20 protein-coding genes and 2 pseudogenes are annotated in these 15652 nt (G+C 45.9%); 5 read left to right on the forward strand and 17 right to left on the reverse strand.

Annotated features, from left to right (window positions below):
• Positions 1-47: 47 nt before the first annotated feature.
• The 3 genes and pseudogenes from gpM to ACSJJG_RS05960 form a co-directional block, all read right to left on the reverse strand.
• Complete coding sequence (gpM, locus tag ACSJJG_RS05950; RefSeq protein ID WP_481088745.1) at positions 48-755, reverse strand: phage terminase small subunit; 708 nt, start codon at positions 753-755, stop codon at positions 48-50.
• A complete protein-coding gene (locus ACSJJG_RS05955; RefSeq protein ID WP_481088746.1) occupies positions 755-1816 on the reverse strand; it encodes a phage major capsid protein, P2 family in 1062 nt (353 codons plus the stop codon). Before ACSJJG_RS05955 ends, gpM begins: the two co-directional genes overlap by 1 nt.
• 17 nt (positions 1817-1833) lie before the next feature.
• Positions 1834-2678, reverse strand: a pseudogene (locus tag ACSJJG_RS05960) (GPO family capsid scaffolding protein).
• A gap of 178 nt (positions 2679-2856) precedes the next feature.
• On the opposite strand from ACSJJG_RS05960, the gene ACSJJG_RS05965 reads away from it, so the two are divergent.
• From ACSJJG_RS05965 to ACSJJG_RS05975, 3 genes are read left to right on the forward strand one after another with little or no spacing between them, the layout of a single operon-like run.
• Complete coding sequence (locus tag ACSJJG_RS05965) at positions 2857-4641, forward strand: terminase large subunit domain-containing protein (protein ID WP_481088768.1); 1785 nt, start codon at positions 2857-2859, stop codon at positions 4639-4641.
• Positions 4641-5672 carry a phage portal protein gene (locus ACSJJG_RS05970; RefSeq protein ID WP_481090386.1) on the forward strand — a complete coding sequence of 344 codons (1032 nt, stop codon included), beginning with the start codon at positions 4641-4643 and terminating at the stop codon, positions 5670-5672. Before ACSJJG_RS05965 ends, ACSJJG_RS05970 begins: the two co-directional genes overlap by 1 nt.
• The gene (locus tag ACSJJG_RS05975) at positions 5669-5989 is read left to right on the forward strand and encodes an Ogr/Delta-like zinc finger protein (RefSeq protein WP_481088748.1); all 321 of its coding nucleotides are present in this window, start codon (positions 5669-5671) and stop codon (positions 5987-5989) included. Before ACSJJG_RS05970 ends, ACSJJG_RS05975 begins: the two co-directional genes overlap by 4 nt.
• Positions 5990-6482: 493 nt before the next feature.
• Here ACSJJG_RS05975 and ACSJJG_RS05980 read toward each other — a convergent pair whose 3' ends face one another.
• The 12 genes from ACSJJG_RS05980 to ACSJJG_RS06035 form a co-directional block, all read right to left on the reverse strand.
• Positions 6483-6827, reverse strand: coding sequence for a hypothetical protein (locus ACSJJG_RS05980; RefSeq protein WP_481088769.1), 345 nt, complete (start codon positions 6825-6827; stop codon positions 6483-6485).
• Positions 6828-6839: 12 nt separating this feature from the next.
• Positions 6840-7067, reverse strand: coding sequence for a hypothetical protein (locus ACSJJG_RS05985; protein ID WP_481088770.1), 228 nt, complete (start codon positions 7065-7067; stop codon positions 6840-6842).
• Position 7068: 1 nt separating this feature from the next.
• Entirely contained in the window at positions 7069-7203 is a 135-nt protein-coding gene (locus ACSJJG_RS05990; RefSeq protein WP_481088771.1) for a hypothetical protein, read from the reverse strand.
• 112 nt (positions 7204-7315) lie between these two features.
• Positions 7316-7564 (reverse strand): replication endonuclease, encoded by a 249-nt coding sequence (locus ACSJJG_RS05995; RefSeq protein ID WP_481088772.1) that lies wholly within the window; start codon positions 7562-7564, stop codon positions 7316-7318.
• On the reverse strand, positions 7491-7733 hold the full coding sequence (locus ACSJJG_RS06000) for a hypothetical protein (protein WP_481088773.1): 243 nt from the start codon (positions 7731-7733) through the stop codon (positions 7491-7493). The genes ACSJJG_RS05995 and ACSJJG_RS06000 overlap by 74 nt, the downstream gene beginning before the upstream one ends.
• A gap of 647 nt (positions 7734-8380) precedes the next feature.
• Positions 8381-8617 carry a hypothetical protein gene (locus ACSJJG_RS06005; protein ID WP_481088774.1) on the reverse strand — a complete coding sequence of 79 codons (237 nt, stop codon included), beginning with the start codon at positions 8615-8617 and terminating at the stop codon, positions 8381-8383.
• Positions 8610-9011 (reverse strand): hypothetical protein, encoded by a 402-nt coding sequence (locus ACSJJG_RS06010; protein WP_481088754.1) that lies wholly within the window; start codon positions 9009-9011, stop codon positions 8610-8612. Before ACSJJG_RS06010 ends, ACSJJG_RS06005 begins: the two co-directional genes overlap by 8 nt.
• Before the next feature lie 4 nt (positions 9012-9015).
• Entirely contained in the window at positions 9016-9240 is a 225-nt protein-coding gene (locus tag ACSJJG_RS06015; protein WP_481088775.1) for a TraR/DksA family transcriptional regulator, read from the reverse strand.
• A gap of 72 nt (positions 9241-9312) precedes the next feature.
• Positions 9313-9456 carry a hypothetical protein gene (locus ACSJJG_RS06020; protein ID WP_481088776.1) on the reverse strand — a complete coding sequence of 48 codons (144 nt, stop codon included), beginning with the start codon at positions 9454-9456 and terminating at the stop codon, positions 9313-9315.
• A gap of 79 nt (positions 9457-9535) precedes the next feature.
• Complete coding sequence (locus tag ACSJJG_RS06025; RefSeq protein WP_481088777.1) at positions 9536-9889, reverse strand: DUF5347 family protein; 354 nt, start codon at positions 9887-9889, stop codon at positions 9536-9538.
• Positions 9890-9904: 15 nt separating this feature from the next.
• Positions 9905-10414 carry a phage regulatory CII family protein gene (locus tag ACSJJG_RS06030; RefSeq protein ID WP_481088778.1) on the reverse strand — a complete coding sequence of 170 codons (510 nt, stop codon included), beginning with the start codon at positions 10412-10414 and terminating at the stop codon, positions 9905-9907.
• Positions 10415-10451: 37 nt separating this feature from the next.
• Positions 10452-10691, reverse strand: coding sequence for a Rha family transcriptional regulator (locus tag ACSJJG_RS06035; RefSeq protein WP_189761295.1), 240 nt, complete (start codon positions 10689-10691; stop codon positions 10452-10454).
• Positions 10692-10814: 123 nt separating this feature from the next.
• Here ACSJJG_RS06035 and ACSJJG_RS06040 point away from each other — a divergent pair, with 123 nt between their 5' ends.
• Positions 10815-11444, forward strand: a complete 630-nt coding sequence (locus ACSJJG_RS06040) for a phage repressor protein CI (RefSeq protein WP_223281886.1) — start codon at positions 10815-10817, stop codon at positions 11442-11444.
• A 2-nt stretch (positions 11445-11446) separates the two neighbouring features.
• Positions 11447-12472: a site-specific integrase gene (locus ACSJJG_RS06045; protein WP_189761296.1), complete on the forward strand. Its 1026-nt coding sequence runs from the start codon at positions 11447-11449 to the stop codon at positions 12470-12472.
• Positions 12473-13070: 598 nt separating this feature from the next.
• Here ACSJJG_RS06045 and ACSJJG_RS06050 read toward each other — a convergent pair.
• Positions 13071-13968 (reverse strand): annotated as a pseudogene (locus ACSJJG_RS06050) (IS982 family transposase).
• 263 nt (positions 13969-14231) lie between these two features.
• Positions 14232-15422 carry an NO-inducible flavohemoprotein gene (gene hmpA, locus ACSJJG_RS06055; protein ID WP_481088779.1) on the reverse strand — a complete coding sequence of 397 codons (1191 nt, stop codon included), beginning with the start codon at positions 15420-15422 and terminating at the stop codon, positions 14232-14234.
• Positions 15423-15652: the final 230 nt, after the last annotated feature.

A 15652-nucleotide genomic window follows, 5' to 3' on the forward strand; every position in this document is an offset into this window, starting at 1 on the left:
ATCAATTGCTCTGCCTCCACCGCGCCCGCTCCGGCTTGCGGTAGTCGTTACGATTCGGTTGTCAGTGCCCGTATCCGGGCGGCAATCCTTTGCCGATAGGTTTTCACGCCGGAGGCCGGGTTGCATTGATGGGCTTTTGCTAACCAACTATCGGCTTGCTCCAGCACATCTAACCTATCCACTGAACTGGCTTTAATGTCGGTGTTATCCCCTTTTATCAGGTGCAAAGCGGCAAATTTGTAGTATTTGGCCTTGATTTTCTCGTGTACTGTCCATTTTTCAGTGACATTCTGAAATGTCCGTGAAAAATAGGGTTCAACGGGGTTCCCGGCTTCCGCTTCCCGTTGTGCCCAAAGCAGCACGGTGTCCGCGACAAAGGCCGGAAAACCACTGCGAAAATTGTCCGGGGTGAGCTGTCCCTGCTCAATGGCAATGTCTGCCCAGTCCAGTCCCTGACTGAATTCCCCGATATCAAATAACCAGATCACGCAGTAGACAAAAATCGGGTTGTGGTACACCTCGCCCTCTGCCAGATAGCGTTGTGCCGTGGGCAGGTAATTGGGCAGCAGTTCCCGCTTTTTCATGTCTACCCGTTCCGCCGTGGTCAGTAACTCACGTAATCGCTTAACATCCTGCCCAATGGCACGGGCTTGCAAGTGCATACTCGCGCCATCGGCAATGGCTACGGCTTGCTGCCGTGCCAGTTTCTGGCGAAGTTCCACTGCTGCCCGGTGTCGTTGAGCGGGTGATAACATTATTCGTGATCCGGTTTTTCATCCGGGACAGCATTCTGCCCCAGTTTTTCAGCCGGCTCTGCCACTGTGCCAATCGTGATGGCATTTTCATCATAGGCTGCATACAATTCCGGCGTTTCCAGTGCGTAACCTTCGTTGCGCAGGTATTTATTTTCGAACTGTTTACGGTCGTCCACAAATTCCGCCTTACGCTGACGGGTATTGCGCTGGGTCAGGATTTGCAGGTTCGGCAACATCGTGACGACCATACGCTTGCCCGGCATAAACGGCGGCACCATCGCCGGACGGCCAGCAATAGAGCTGCCCAGCATCTGCGCGGCGATTTTTTCTGTTGGCCTGTCAGCAGCCTGATAAAGCCGATATTGTTCAGCGGCGACCAAATCCGCGCCAACCAACACCGTTAAGCGGGGGTCATGGCGGAACTGCGGCGGAATACAGGTGTTAATCAGGTCGGAGGCCATCGCATCCAGTGACTTTAAATCGCCGTGTTCATCCAGTGTGACCGGGGTGGTAATAACCTGTTTCCCTTCGTTCCACTCTTTGGCAATCTGATGCCAGCCTTTGTTGACGTCTTCGCCATTCGGGTTAGCTTTGGGATCGGTAGTTTCCGCTACACCCTGACCGTTAAAGCCGACACGCAGCATATCCAGCGCAAAAGATTCATTGGTGAATGCCTGCATTTTCTGGAAGAATTCTTCTTCACTGCCGGAGTTCGCCCAGATAGACAGCAAGTCCCATTTCAGCGCGGCACCGGAATCAGTTTCGGCCAGTTTATACTCATTACCATCGACACCCGTCGCACGGATAAAACGGCCATCTTTTTTACGCCCGGTATAGAGTCCCGGATTACCGACCGATACGACCTGCCCGGAAAGGTGATCTACGTCCGCACAGGTAATCATGTTGAGGAACTCAACCGATTCCAGCAGTGCACTGCGCAGCGCCGTCTCTTTCGGATCAGACAAGGCGAAGTAACGTGAAGTATCAGGAACGCCATAGTCTTCGGCGAGTCCTACAGAATAATTCTGTAAAAAAGCACGTGCCCGTTGATTTAATTGCATAGTTCTTCCCTTCGCTGTTATAGGAAATTAAAACGGGCGTTTTTATTACCTTTTGGATTTTTATTCGGCAATGGCGTGGCAATGTTATTCAGCTTGCCGAAGTTCTTTAAAATTGTGCCCAAATTGTCACGTAAGCGCGCAAATTCTTCGGTATCGACCACTTCTTTCACGGTTTCGACCTCTTCCTGAACCGCTTCTATTTCCTGCTCTGTAGAGGTCTGCGCGGTTTCCAGTGTCGCCACGCGAGCTTCCAAATCTGCGACGGCCTGAGCCAGTGCCTGCAACGCATCATCACCGGATGTTTCGGTCGAGGTATCGTCCTGCTCTTCAATATTGAAGATACTGCGCCATGATTTTTTAGTTTTTAGGCCGTTAGCCATCTTTGTTCCCTTTTGCTTAAATTCCCTGACCTCATCAATGACCAGCGGTTTATACGCACCGAATCGATGAGATTGTTTCTTTTACTAAATTGTAGGCGTGTGGTGCCTACACTGGCTGGCGAGTCAGTCACTGCCAGTCCTTCCAGATAGGTTTTGCCGGTGCCGCGAAAATTACCGTTAAGGGTAAACTCCACGGAGGTAAACAGCAGTTGCCCGTCCCGGTTGGCCTCCAACAAGCGGTGATTGGGGCGCAGTTGCGCATAGAGACGCAAAGCGCCCTCATCGCCCCGCTCGGCTTTGACCGCGAGCACTTCCCCCATTGCCCCGAACCAGCGTTCATGTTCCGGCCAGATCCGGGCGGTGTACAGTTGCGGATCGTAGAGTTCGGCCGCTTCCAAGATCCATTGCGGCTCGATTGTTCGGCCATCAACGGTGTCGCCCTCCATGGCAATACATATCCAGTTCGTCATTAACTGAGACATATCGCATTCCTTTCGTTTGCTTCGGACACAGTATTGCGAAATCAATCGGTCTGCGCGAGCAGTGCAATTCGGATGAATTCGGATATCACGCATAACCGAATGTAACCGAAGTAAACTGAACGAAAGCCATCTGTTCGCCCTGCATAATGAGGGCACCAAGGAAAGGATGCTTAAGGATATGGCTAAATACTCCGATGAATTAATAAAAGTAGCGAAGTCGCTTTACCTGCGCCGCTATACGCCGGCTGAAATTGCCGGTGAGTTAAATCTGCCCAATCGGCGGATCATTTACTACTGGGCGGAAAAGTGGCACTGGGCGGATATGCTCAGTCATGAAACGGTGGCTGAGGCCATCAATCGCCGGATTGCCCTGCTCAGTGAACGCAATAGTAAAACCGCGCCCGAACAGGACGAACTCGACCGCCTGATTACCCATCATGTCAAACTGATGGCGCAGGAAAATAAACATAAAGAAAAACTGGCTGAGATTCAGGCGCGGGCACACGCCGGCAATGACAGCGATCCGGCGTTCTCCGGGAACGGGGAACCGAAGAAAAAGAAACGCTATCGCAAAAATGATATCTCTGCCCTGACGGAAGAAGACTTCCAGACCTTTGTTGACGGCAATTTGTTTGGCTATCAAAAACATCTGCGCACCAACAAGCATAAACAGGTCAGAAATATCTTAAAATCGCGCCAGATTGGAGCAACATGGTATTTTGCGTTTGAAGCCTTTGAAGATGCCGTATTAACAGGAAAAAACCAGGTGTTTTTGTCAGCATCCAAACCTCAGGCGCAAGTCTTCCGCTCTTATATCGTTAACTTTGCTGAACAGCTTTTCGGGATCACTTTAACGGGTGAGCGTCCGCGCCTGAGTAATGGAGCAGAACTTATTTTCTTATCCACCAATAAGAACACCGCGCAATCTTATTCCGGTCATTTGTATTGTGACGAATATTTCTGGGTACCCGACTTTAAGCGCCTGAATGAAGTCGCCTCTGCTATGGCAACCCATAATCATTGGCGCACGACCTACTTTTCAACACCCAGTGCCAAAACGCATCCGGCTTACCCGTTCTGGACGGGTGACGAATGGCGTGGTAACGATGCCAAACGTAAGAATGTGATCTTTCCTACGGTTGATGAGATGCGCGATGGCGGGCGGGATTGCCCTGATGGTCAATGGCGCTATGTCATTACCATGATGGATGCTATCAAGGGCGGATTTAATCTGGCATCTATCGAAAAGCTACGTAACCGCTATAACCAAGATACCTTTAACATGCTCTATATGTGCCAATTTGTGGACAGTGGCACATCCGTCTTCAAATATCACCAACTGGAAAAGTGCGCTGTTGATATCAACCTGTGGGAAGATCACGACCTTGATGCGGCGCGCCCGTTCGGTGAGCGGGAAGTCTGGGGCGGTTTTGACCCGGCGCGCTCCGGTGATACGTCTACCTTTGTGATTGTTGCCCCGCCCCTGATGGCAGACGAGCCTTTTCGCATTTTGGCCACATTTTATTGGCAGGGTATGAACTGGAAACATCAAGCCAAACTGATTGAAGATCTCTTCAACCGTTACCGTTTTACCCATATCGGCATTGATACCACGGGCATTGGTCACGGGGTCTATGAGATGGTGCAGGACTTTGCGCCGCGCCAGACACAGGCGATTCACTACAGCCAGCAGAGCAAAAACCAGCTCGTTATGAAGATGATCGATGTGGTCAGCGAAGAACGCATCGAATGGGACGGCGAACAAAAAGAAATCCTGGCCTCATTCCTGGGTATTCGCCGTACGACCACAGGCAAAGGCGGTGCAATGACCTTTGTTGCTGACCGTTCGCAGGAAACCGGACATTCAGACACGTTCTGGGCAATCTCCCATGCCCTGATGAATGAACCCCTCAATTACGAGAAGAAACGCACCTCCAAATACCAATTTTCAAAGGCCGCATGATGAGCAAGAAAACGTTAAGGAAAACCACCAAAGCAGCACAGACCAACAACCGTCAACGGAAAATGAGCCTGATCACACTGGGTAAACCAGAACCCATACTCACGACCATGACGGATTACCAGAAAATCTGGTATGACAACGATTATGATCATTACACCCTGCCCATTGACCGTCTGGCACTGGCGCAGCTCACCAACATGAACGGGCAACACGGCGGTATTATTTACTCCCGCCACAATATGATTGCCTCGGATTACCTCGGCGGGGGCTTAAGCCACGAACAATTTAAATCCGCCGTGATTAATTTCCTGATTTTCGGGGATGTGGCCATCCTGAAAGTGCGCAACTTCTGGGGTGATATTGTGAGACTGGCGGTGCTGCCCTCCCTTTACCTGCGCCGCCGTAAAGACGGGGATTTTGTCGTCTTGCAGGAAGGTGAGCCATTGGTTTACTCACCGGACGAAGTGATTTTTATCAAGCAATATGATCCCCAGCAGCAGGTTTATGGCTTGCCGGATTATATCGGCGGCATCCATGCGGCCCTGCTCAACTCGGAAGCGACCATCTTTCGCCGTCGCTACTATCATAACGGGGCACATACGGGCGGTATCATCTATACCAATGATCCCAATATCTCTGATGAAACCGAAGAAGAAATCATCAGGAAACTGCAACAAAGCAAAGGGATCGGCAACTTTGACACGCTGTTTGTGAATATTCCCAATGGGGACCCTGACGGCATCAAGTTTATTCCGGTCGGGGACATTTCCGCTAATGATGAGTTTGCCAATGTCAAAAGTATCAGTTCCCAAGATGTGCTGACCGCCCACCGATTCCCGGCAGGGTTGGCAGGTATTATCCCGACCAATACGGCAGGTTTTGGCGACCCGGAAAAGATACGGGAGGCGTATCGAAAAGATGAGGTGATCCCGGTCCAAACCCTGTTTATGAATGCCATAAATCAGGATAATGTACCAGAAACACTACACGTTCATTTTAATCAAGATCGCGTTATTTCGGGTGAAAAATGAGGCTAAAAATGATAAAATCGCGTCAATTCGAGACATTAGGAATGAGGAATATGCGCGTATTAAAAATAATCTGCCCTGAGTGCGGCGCTAAGGCCGTCATTCGCAAAACCAACCGGATGCACCGCGAAATTGCTGATGTGTATTGTTCATGCGCTGATGTTGAGTGTGGTCATACGTTTGTGATGAACCTGACCTTTTCACATACCCTCAGCCCCAGTGCGAAAACTGGGGATATCCTGCTGCGAAATGTGATCAATAATCTCAGTTCGCAGCAGCGCCAGATGGCGTTAGATTTGTTGCAGACCCGTGCCGCATAATTTTAGTGTTAGAGCCACTCTTCAGTGGCTTTTCTCTTTGGGTTTCCAGCTCACTTTTGACTTGCTTAATCAAATCGCCAAGCCAGAACAGGGCAATCTGCCTGTCATTATCATTTAAATATTCCGAACCTCCCATTTTGCAAATTAATTCAATACGGTCTAAAAGAATGGAGGTGTTTAAAGATCTAACATTTTATTCCTACTATTTGAAATACGACACTTGTAATACTGTATATATAAACAGATGTAATTAATATAATTGCTCTCTGAATTAATTGCATTAGGTAATATTTAATTGTGTGACTTAGCCGATATTTCTAGAATTTTTCACTAAAAACCACGCGTAAATTGATTTTTGATTGTAAAAATGACTTTTAAATCAATATGTAAACTTAGATTCTTTTTAGAGCAATAAGGCTGTTTTGGTGGCGCTGGATGGTTTATATTTAATTTCCTTGTGTAACCTTAAATCCTTGCTGTTCGATAGACGTTGTCATAGTTTCCTCATTTCCCCAAGTTGATTAATTCGCGCCCGCAACTTGTCGCGGCGCACCTGTTTTTGCCGTTCTGACTCCATAGGCATAAAGCTGCCATTCGTCCATAACTTAAATGGCTGCCCGTCTATGCTGATTTTTCCGGCTATGGTTAATGACTTCGCCATAAATCGGCTGAAATCCATGCCGACCGAATCGGCATAATCAATGATTTTCTCAATGAGTCCGTCACTACTGCTATTGACCGAACCAGACAACCCCGTACAGTTATTGACAGAACTCCAAGAGGAAGCAAGGTCAAGGTCAAGACCCTTGTCCGCAGCTAGCGGTGGGGATTTCGGCACAATCTTCCAGCTTCACCGCACGGGTAACAAAAGAAGAAGACTCGCCCAGACGGGGCGAGTAAACACCAGAAATACGCTGACAACATCTTCACCATAGGCATTATGCGCTTGCTCTGTGATTTCATAGGCCAAACGCACAGTGAGATTTTTACGGGCAACCAGTGGCCCACCCTGAACATTCAGTATAGGCTGACCAGTGACCCATATCCGCCGCAAATCATGAACCGCCGTTAATCGCATGCTACATCGCGGTAAAATCTTGCTCGTCACCGCGTAAGCGACGCAGCTCGCGCCAGACAGATACCGGAGCACCGCCAATCTGCTGGAACTGACGAATACGCCAGCGACTCGCCCAGGCAGTCACGGAACGTGACATATCTCTTTTTCAACGCCTGATCTCGTTATCTATTTCGCCATCCAGTGCGTAGCCATCAATATTCTTTGAAATGTATTTAGCGATATAGCCGGTTGCCTACCCTTTCTTTGGATCAATCGGTTTCACCAGGAAAACGGGCATTGCGGGCTGCCTCCACTGTTGCTGCATTCAACTCGTGGGCATCTTCCTGCATCGCATACTTGCGAACAATACCGCGCATTTGTTCGAAATATTCAGGCAGCATAAATAACAACAGGTGCCAGTGTGGTGTGCCATCATGATGAGGCTCAACCACCCGAAAACCGAAAATACACTGATGCCAGCACGCAGGAATAAGCAGCACGGATTTTTGCCCAGACACGACATAAATACTCTCGGGTATCCGTGGGCTTGCAACCGTTCCAGTTACTTTTACAAAGACCGCCGCCCCTATGTAACAGAGTGATATTTAGAAGGGGCAGTGATGGTATAAAAATCACCGACACAGCCCATTTCATCGCTAAATCTTCAAATCCACGCTGACGCACCATCAGTTCACAACGACGAACGGCAGGGTTAGCAATGCTACCTTAACACCTTATCAATGAGTATGAAACCCGGTCACCGTCTTCATTTTCCAGTTCAAACTCTTTCAGAAACTCCCAGTTACGGCGAAGCTTTTGCTCTGTCCACTCATGCAAGGGGTCTTACGGGAAACATAGGAAGAAGCCGCACTTTCTGAACCTGACCCACGCCAATCGCCATATGCTTTTTTTCGGCGCGAATGTCACGACATACGCTTTAAGCAGGCATAACCACGATTGATCTGTCATTTCATGCGCAGCACACTGGCGGCGATCCACGGCTTAATCACTTCAGAAGAACGGCCTTTAGCAAATTGCTGTGAGTAAGGGGCAGATGTGCCAATTTGTTGGGCTGATTTCGCCAGTTGGGTATAAACCGAAATTAACTGACGGCGCCCTTTCCTTCTTCGCGTCGCAGGTGTTGGTAATTCACTGAGATAGAACTCATAGCTGTTTAGACATATAGCGAGAAACGTTATTTGCCAACGTTCTTTATCTCCTTGCGTCCTAATGTGGCAAGGCGATCAAGTTGTTCAATAAAAGAGCATTATCTCCCCCCAGTTCACTTTGAAACTGATATTGCTCACTGACCAGATTGAACCGTGGTATATACCTCAATGAATGTACTGGCTCAAGATGCCTTGGCCAGCGTTCGTGGCCTGACCTAAAGAAAATATTAGCGTTTTGGCAAAGTAAACTAAAGCCAACGAGTCCGGCAGGTTCCTAAGTATTTGCTGAAAACACCATGTGTAATCGTCTGGGTTTGCTTCCCATATAATGCGTTCAGCCAGCGTTGCTATTTTTGGCATCGCTGGCTGAATTTGTTGTATTGGGGTACGGGGTTCACTCACAAACCTCTGCAACTTCATTGCAGAAATAGGCAGGTGTTAATAACGAGTATTCATAAAAATTAATACAGACCTCATTAGGTGCGCTCATTCGATTAATAAGATGATACACATCCTCTATTTGTATCGTGATACGAGGTGAAGATTTATCACTCAATCCCTCTTCATCTCTCATCGTGATCAGAATTAACTCGCCGGGTAATGCAGTAGCAGGTAAAGCGGTATCATCGAAAAGGCATTCAATATTAATATGCTTAAAAATAAAAAATTGACCCGCTACCTCTAACTGTTTTGCAGTCAGTCCTTCCTCAAACGTATTAGCAACACCCACAACTCGATTATTTTTAATGATATTAAATTCTTGCTCAGTAACAAAAACTCGACGTAAGAAGTTCATCTTATTAACTCCGGTAATATTTCTTAATTAGTTCAAAATCACCCTGACAATCCACACAGCGTGTACAGCCCAATGCCTGAACACGGCGCATTTCGGGGATCACTTCGCCACAGTCTTCACACTCAAGCGCTGAATCTCCGACCCAACGGTTAACATGCGCAGTAATCTGACGTTCCAGTGTTGCCGCTGCGTATTCGCTGGCGCGGTCGATATCATCAGCCTCAAACATAATTCCACTCCTGCGCCTGACGCTCGATTTCACAGGCTTCACTTTCCAGCAACTCCGCCACGGCGTAGCAATCTAAACGGTCTTTGATCTTTGCTTTTCAACGTCTGCGCGGGCGTCTTTCATCTTCGCGGTTTTGTTGAATGCAATCCGCCAGAATGATGGCGTGAACATCGCCGTTAAATTAACGGGGATAAATATGGGTTCGGGTATATTCATTTTTTGATTTCCTGTTTTAAGATAAAAAGAATCCCTGACGTGTTGACGCCATTAAAAATAAATCAGTAATTATTGTTATTTAATTAGGCAGTGATAACCCTGTGGGTAATAATGGAACAACTGCCTTAATTTTATTGATGGCTTTAATTAACTCACTGCGTTCTTCAAGATTAAATTCGTTTAATTCCAGCTCATGCCGTTCTTTTGGAATATGAGCAAGAAAGAATATGGCTGCCAGCACACGAATATTATCGACATAATTCGGATTGCGTTTATTACGCATCTCATCAATAAAAGTCTTTAATTGCTCGTTACCCGCTTTCAAATGTTGCTGCCTGATTTTTGCCAGTTGATTTAGACCATTTACGCGAACATCAAAGGCAAGTTTAACCGCCCGCTGTTCTGTTGATTCAAATTGGTATTCCGTGTTCATTTGCTTTACCTCATCTTAAACCAAGGATGCACCCATGCCTGCCATAACATCAACCGCTGAATTAAATGTAGGGTTAGAATGCAACCGTGATGAAATTGTCACCCCTGCTAATGTTAATAACCGCACTGCGTTATTAACCGTCTTCTTAAACTCCGCGACACGGGTCTGGTTAAGATGCTCACCCGAAACAGCCTCACTTGCCAGCTTGCCCACTTCTGCTGTTGCTCCTAACAGGTAGCTTGGCATATTGGCATCGCATACTTCATTCACCGGCACGGCGGGCTGACACTGCAACTGCTCCAGCAGACCATCCAGAATGGAGGCGTCTTCTGTGGCATCCGTTAACTTCATTAAGTCAACACAAGTCAGCATGTGAGGCTGCTCAGGGTTTAGCTTATTGCGTAACATTTGCGGATTCATTCCGATGGCAGTTGCAATCTGAACTAAATCGCCTTTGTGTGCATTGGAGAAAGCACGACATGCGTTATCAAAGTGCAATTGTTTTGATACTCGATAGTCAAACATTGTTTTAGTTCTCCAAAAGTTCCTATAATTGGTATTACTAACCAACGATGATACGAAAATTGGAATGACCAAGAGATTCACGAATCTGATCAGCTTTGTACATCAGATAGCGTAGGCTTACACGCCCCTTATTTTTTTCCTTTTTAACCATGTACTTAGCGAGTTTCCCATGATGGATTTTCTGGTAAACAGAACCGCGAGAAATACCTTCCCATTCCGCGAACTCTGCAGGTGTTGCCAGCTCTTTTGGTACATGAATTGATATATCTATGCTCATAGTGCATTATCTCTTAGTTTTAGTTCGTTTTACGTTGTTTAATTCCAACTTCTAAACTCTCATATTAGAAGTTTAAGATAAAAATACAGTCCTGATATTGCATTGTCAAGCGGAGGGTTTAATTTGAAGATCACTTCAGGTGTGGATACGGGAGGCAGAGAAGCCGTCAACCGGCTGATGGCTGCCTATGGGTTCGATACCCAAATAGCATTGGTTAAGCATCTGGGAGCGTCGAAAAGCACTATGGCAAACAGGCTATTACGTGACAGCTTCCCTGCTGATTGGGTTGTCCAGTGCGCTCTAGAAACGGGCACATCTTTGCTCTGGCTAGCAACAGGGCAAGGAGAAATGCACCCAACGGTAGATAATGAAAATAAGTCCAAAAACGAGACTCAAGCAACAATTAGGCCGTTATCGAAACTAATTACCCCATCCATAAGGCAAGTAAAAATCGAGAACGGCGCGCTTCTTGAACACGATGAAGTTTTCCTAGACCACAGTCTGATCCCTGGAGAAGCTGATAACTACCTTTATGTTAAAACCGCTGAATGTTTCTATATTGTTGATAAATCAGTAAAAAAAGTAAGTAATGGCTACTGGCTGATAGATATTGATGGAATGAAAAACATAGCCAAAGTTGCGCGCATCCCCGGTAATAAAATTATCGTTCACCAAGATGAATCGTCTTTCGAATGCTCCATTGATGATATTGATATCATTGGACGCGCTGTAAAAGTCATAAAGAGCATCTGATCATGACTATTAGAAAGCAGCCGAACGGAAAGTGGTTGTGTGAATGCTACCCAAACGGGCGTGACGGCAAACGCCTACGTAAGCAGTTTGCGACAAAAGGCGAGGCCATCGCTTTCGAAAACTTCACTATGGAAGAGGTGAATAAAAAGCCCTGGCTGGGTGAAAAGGAAGATCGGCGACACTTGTCCGAAATAATTGAACAATGGCATTCACTTTACGGGCAGACTCTTGCTGACCCAAAACGACTAATGGCGAAACTGAACATTATCTGTAATGGGCTGGGCGATCCCATTGCCTCAGAGTTAACGGCAGGTGACTTCACAAAATACCGAGAAGCCCGGTTAAAAGGTGAGGTTAAAAATGAAGAAGGTACGCTGATGTCGCCAGTTAAGCCCCGAACAGTGAACCTTGAACAGCGCAACCTATCATCTGTTTTTAGCACTCTGAAAAAATTAGGCCACTGGCCTGCGCCCAACCCGCTTGCAGGTCTACCAACATTTAAAATCGCAGAAGGTGAACTGGCGTTCTTAGCGCCGGAAGAAATTAAGCGCTTACTTGATGCCTGCGCCGATTCCCAAAACTCCAGCCTGTTAATGATTGCGAAAGTTTGTTTAGCTACCGGGGCACGCTGGAGTGAAGCCGAAAATCTACAGGGTCATCAAATAACAAGGTACCGAATCACCTATACAAAAACCAAAGGTAAGAAAAACAGAACCGTTCCGATATCTCAGGATTTGTACGAGGAACTCCCTAAAAACAGAGGAAAAATATTTACCCCCTGCCGAAAAGCCTTTGAACGAGCAGTTAAACGTGCGGGGATTGACCTACCTGAAGGACAATGCACTCATGTTCTGCGTCATACTTTCGCTAGCCACTTTATGATGAATGGCGGAAACATATTGGTATTGAGGGATATTCTAGGTCATGCCGATATTAAAATGACTATGATTTACGCTCACTTTGCGCCCGATCACTTGGAAGATGCAGTAACAAAAAACCCCCTTCACAATCTCAACTGGAACCGCTAATTTATGGCGGCGATTTGGCGACAGATAAATAAAAACACATAAAACCGAATGACACAAAATAAGAATAACCACATGAAAAATAAAATAATATATTGTTTTTAATGCTATTAAATTAGTATGTAGGAATTTCGGACGCGGGTTCAACTCCCGCCAGCTCCACCATTTTTGTATTCGGAAATCATCGGAATACACCGAAAGTAAAAGAAAAAGCCCTAAATCATAATGACTTAGGGCTTTTTTATTGCCTGTTTATATTCGTTTAGCATCGTTATAACTCGATAGTTTTGGTAGTATGTTTGGTAGTAAGTCGGCTACACTACAAAAACACTTACTACCAAAACCCAAATACCCAAGTAAACGCATTATATATTTAAGTTTTTCGCAAAAAATGTCGTCCCGACGTCCCAAAAACACTTAACTATATGATTTATAAAATAAAATACTATAGAAACGTCGTCCCAGACATATTTTCGCACACGTCCCAAAGCAGAAAATAAACATCAAGATATTGATTTAAATAATAAAAAATAAACAAAACACTTGTCCCCAGCACACAGCACAAGGTTAAAAAGATAAAAAGTTAACGCGATGCTCGACTTTAACATCCTATAACGTTGGCTTGTTGAAGCCAGTCGCGTTGACTTTTACCTTGTTTAAAATTGGCAAAAATACCCAACGTGTGAGAAAGCAGTTTTCTGGCAATTCGATTACCCAAATGCCACAAATCCCGCGCCCAGCACTTCTCGATAGCAAATTGCCCGGCGAGTTGACCAATCACGGTTTCAATTAAACGGCGTTTGTCATTAATACGCTTTCTGATTTCCCTGGGGAATCGGATCATCCATACTGGCACGCACCGGCGTAATCATCTCAATGCCCTGCTTTTTCATTTCCTGTTTAAACTCAACGCCTAAATACCCTTTATCGCCCAGCAAATAGCCTTTTATCGGGACAGACAAATCCCAGGCCGCTTCACGCTCACTGACGCTCGCAGGTGTTAACGTGAGCCCCGTGACTACGCCGGTTTCATCTATCATCAGATGCCCCTTAAAGCCGTAGTATGTTTCGTTCTGGCGGCACAATATCCATAATCCGCTTGCCCTTTAAAGTTGGCGCTGCCTTTCGCTCTTTTGAATCCACAGACGGGCAGGGGAAATCCGTCGATAATATGCACCGGTCTGTCGAGCACACCCAATAACGTCGCCAGCTGCTCTTGCAGCTTTTGTTTGACAACCCAAAGATTTGCCGCCTGTTTAGCAAAATTGGCGCGTGAGCCCGTCCCGGAAACCACTCGCGCCAGTGGTCAAAAAAGTATTTCCAAATCCCTTTATCTGTTGAAAACCCTAAGAATTCACCAATCACTTCCATCGTGATGACTTCGGCATCGCTCATTTATGTGGGTGCCCCCGGCTTCGTAATCGTGTGCCTTGCTGTAACGCCGTTAAATTATCGTCTACCCAACAAAACACCCAAATGATAAAATCTTGCTGTGACATAGCCTTTTGTTCCTTTATTTCTCTATTTTTGGCGATTTAAAGTTATAAAGGAGCGGCTATGTCATTTCAACTCATCATAAAAAGTCGAGCATCTCGTTATTTTACTAAAGTGGCAAAAATCATCGACATCACAAAAACTTCAACTAATTTGTCCATAGCCTGTTCTTTTTTAGATCGACATTTTATTAGTCAAAAATATTGATCCTGGAACAGGCTTTTAGTTTAACTTGTTATCCAGAATTCGGGTGTATTAGAAAACCGTACTAAATGACTTTGTGTGGGCCAAAACATTCATAATGGATATGTTGTTCATCAATGCCCATTGCCAGCAACTGTTTGGCGATATGTTGCATGAAAGCCACAGGCCCACAGAAATAGAAGTGCATCCCTTCTACCGCTATTGCGTCTCGCACGAGAGACAAATCCATAAGTCCGGTATGTTGATAATGTACGCCTTTCTGATCGAGGTCTCTGGGTTCACGATACCAAACTTGTGAATACAGATTAGGCATGGACTGGGAAATCTCATTCACGTTATTCGCGAAAGCGTGATGACCACCATGCTCTGCGGCATGGAACCAATTTACTGAGCCAATATGATGCTGGTTATGCAAGGATTGCAGCATACTCATCATCGGTGTCAAACCAACCCCGGCAGAAATCAGCGTCACTGGTGTATCAGATTGCACGTCAAGGAAGAAATCACCGTGTGGTGCTGCCAGCATCACAATATCCCCTTCTTGTACTTTATCGTGCATGTGGTTTGAAACCTTGCCCTGAGATTCACGTTTAATGGCAATTTGATAACTGGTGCTATTTGGCGCGGCGGTCAGTGAATATTGGCGGATTTCACGGTTTTCAAGTGTTGGATCTTCTATATAGATCGCCAAATATTGCCCTGGCTTGTAATCCATGACCTTGCCACCATCAACAGGCACAAACTCAAAGCTAGTAATGACATCACTTTGTGGTTGTTTCCGGCTAACACGGAACTGACGCAGATCACGCCAACCGCCCTCCAGAGACTCACCGCCTTGATAGATTTCCTCTTCCCGATTGATAAAGACATTAGCCAATATGTTGTAGGCTTTTTCCCAAGCGTTGAGAACGTCATCACCGGGATGAAATAGTTCATCAATGGTCGCCAGCAGGTGCGTACCTACAATTTGATAATGCTCAGGCTGAATGTTAAGGCTGGCATGTTTATGGGCGATTTTTTCTACGGCAGGTAAGAGCGCCGGCAGGTTATCGATATTGCCAGCATAAGCACAAAGGGCACTGAAAAGGGCTTCACGCTGATCACCATTGATCTGGTGACTCATATTAAAAATATCTTTTAATTCAGGATGGTGCTTGAACATACGTTCGTAAAAATGTGCAGTGAGCTGAGGGCCTGTAGAAATAATTAGTGGAATGGTCGATTTTATGGTTGCGATAACCTGATTATCTAGCATGGGGATCTCCTGAAATTTTCTCACATAATGCTGAAATTTATAAATTGCATTTTAAATGCAACTTATAGAGTTTGGGAATATGCCAGCTCAAGAAAAGAGGATTATCTTTCTTTAAATCAAAAAAATAGTGGTTTTGTTATTGTTGATCCCGATCAGGATCACAAATATCAGTAATAAATCCGTAATCATTAGCAAAACAACCCGTTATTTAACTGCTAATCGACCACTAA

The sequence above is a fragment of the Xenorhabdus sp. SGI 60 genome (genome assembly GCF_056632175.1).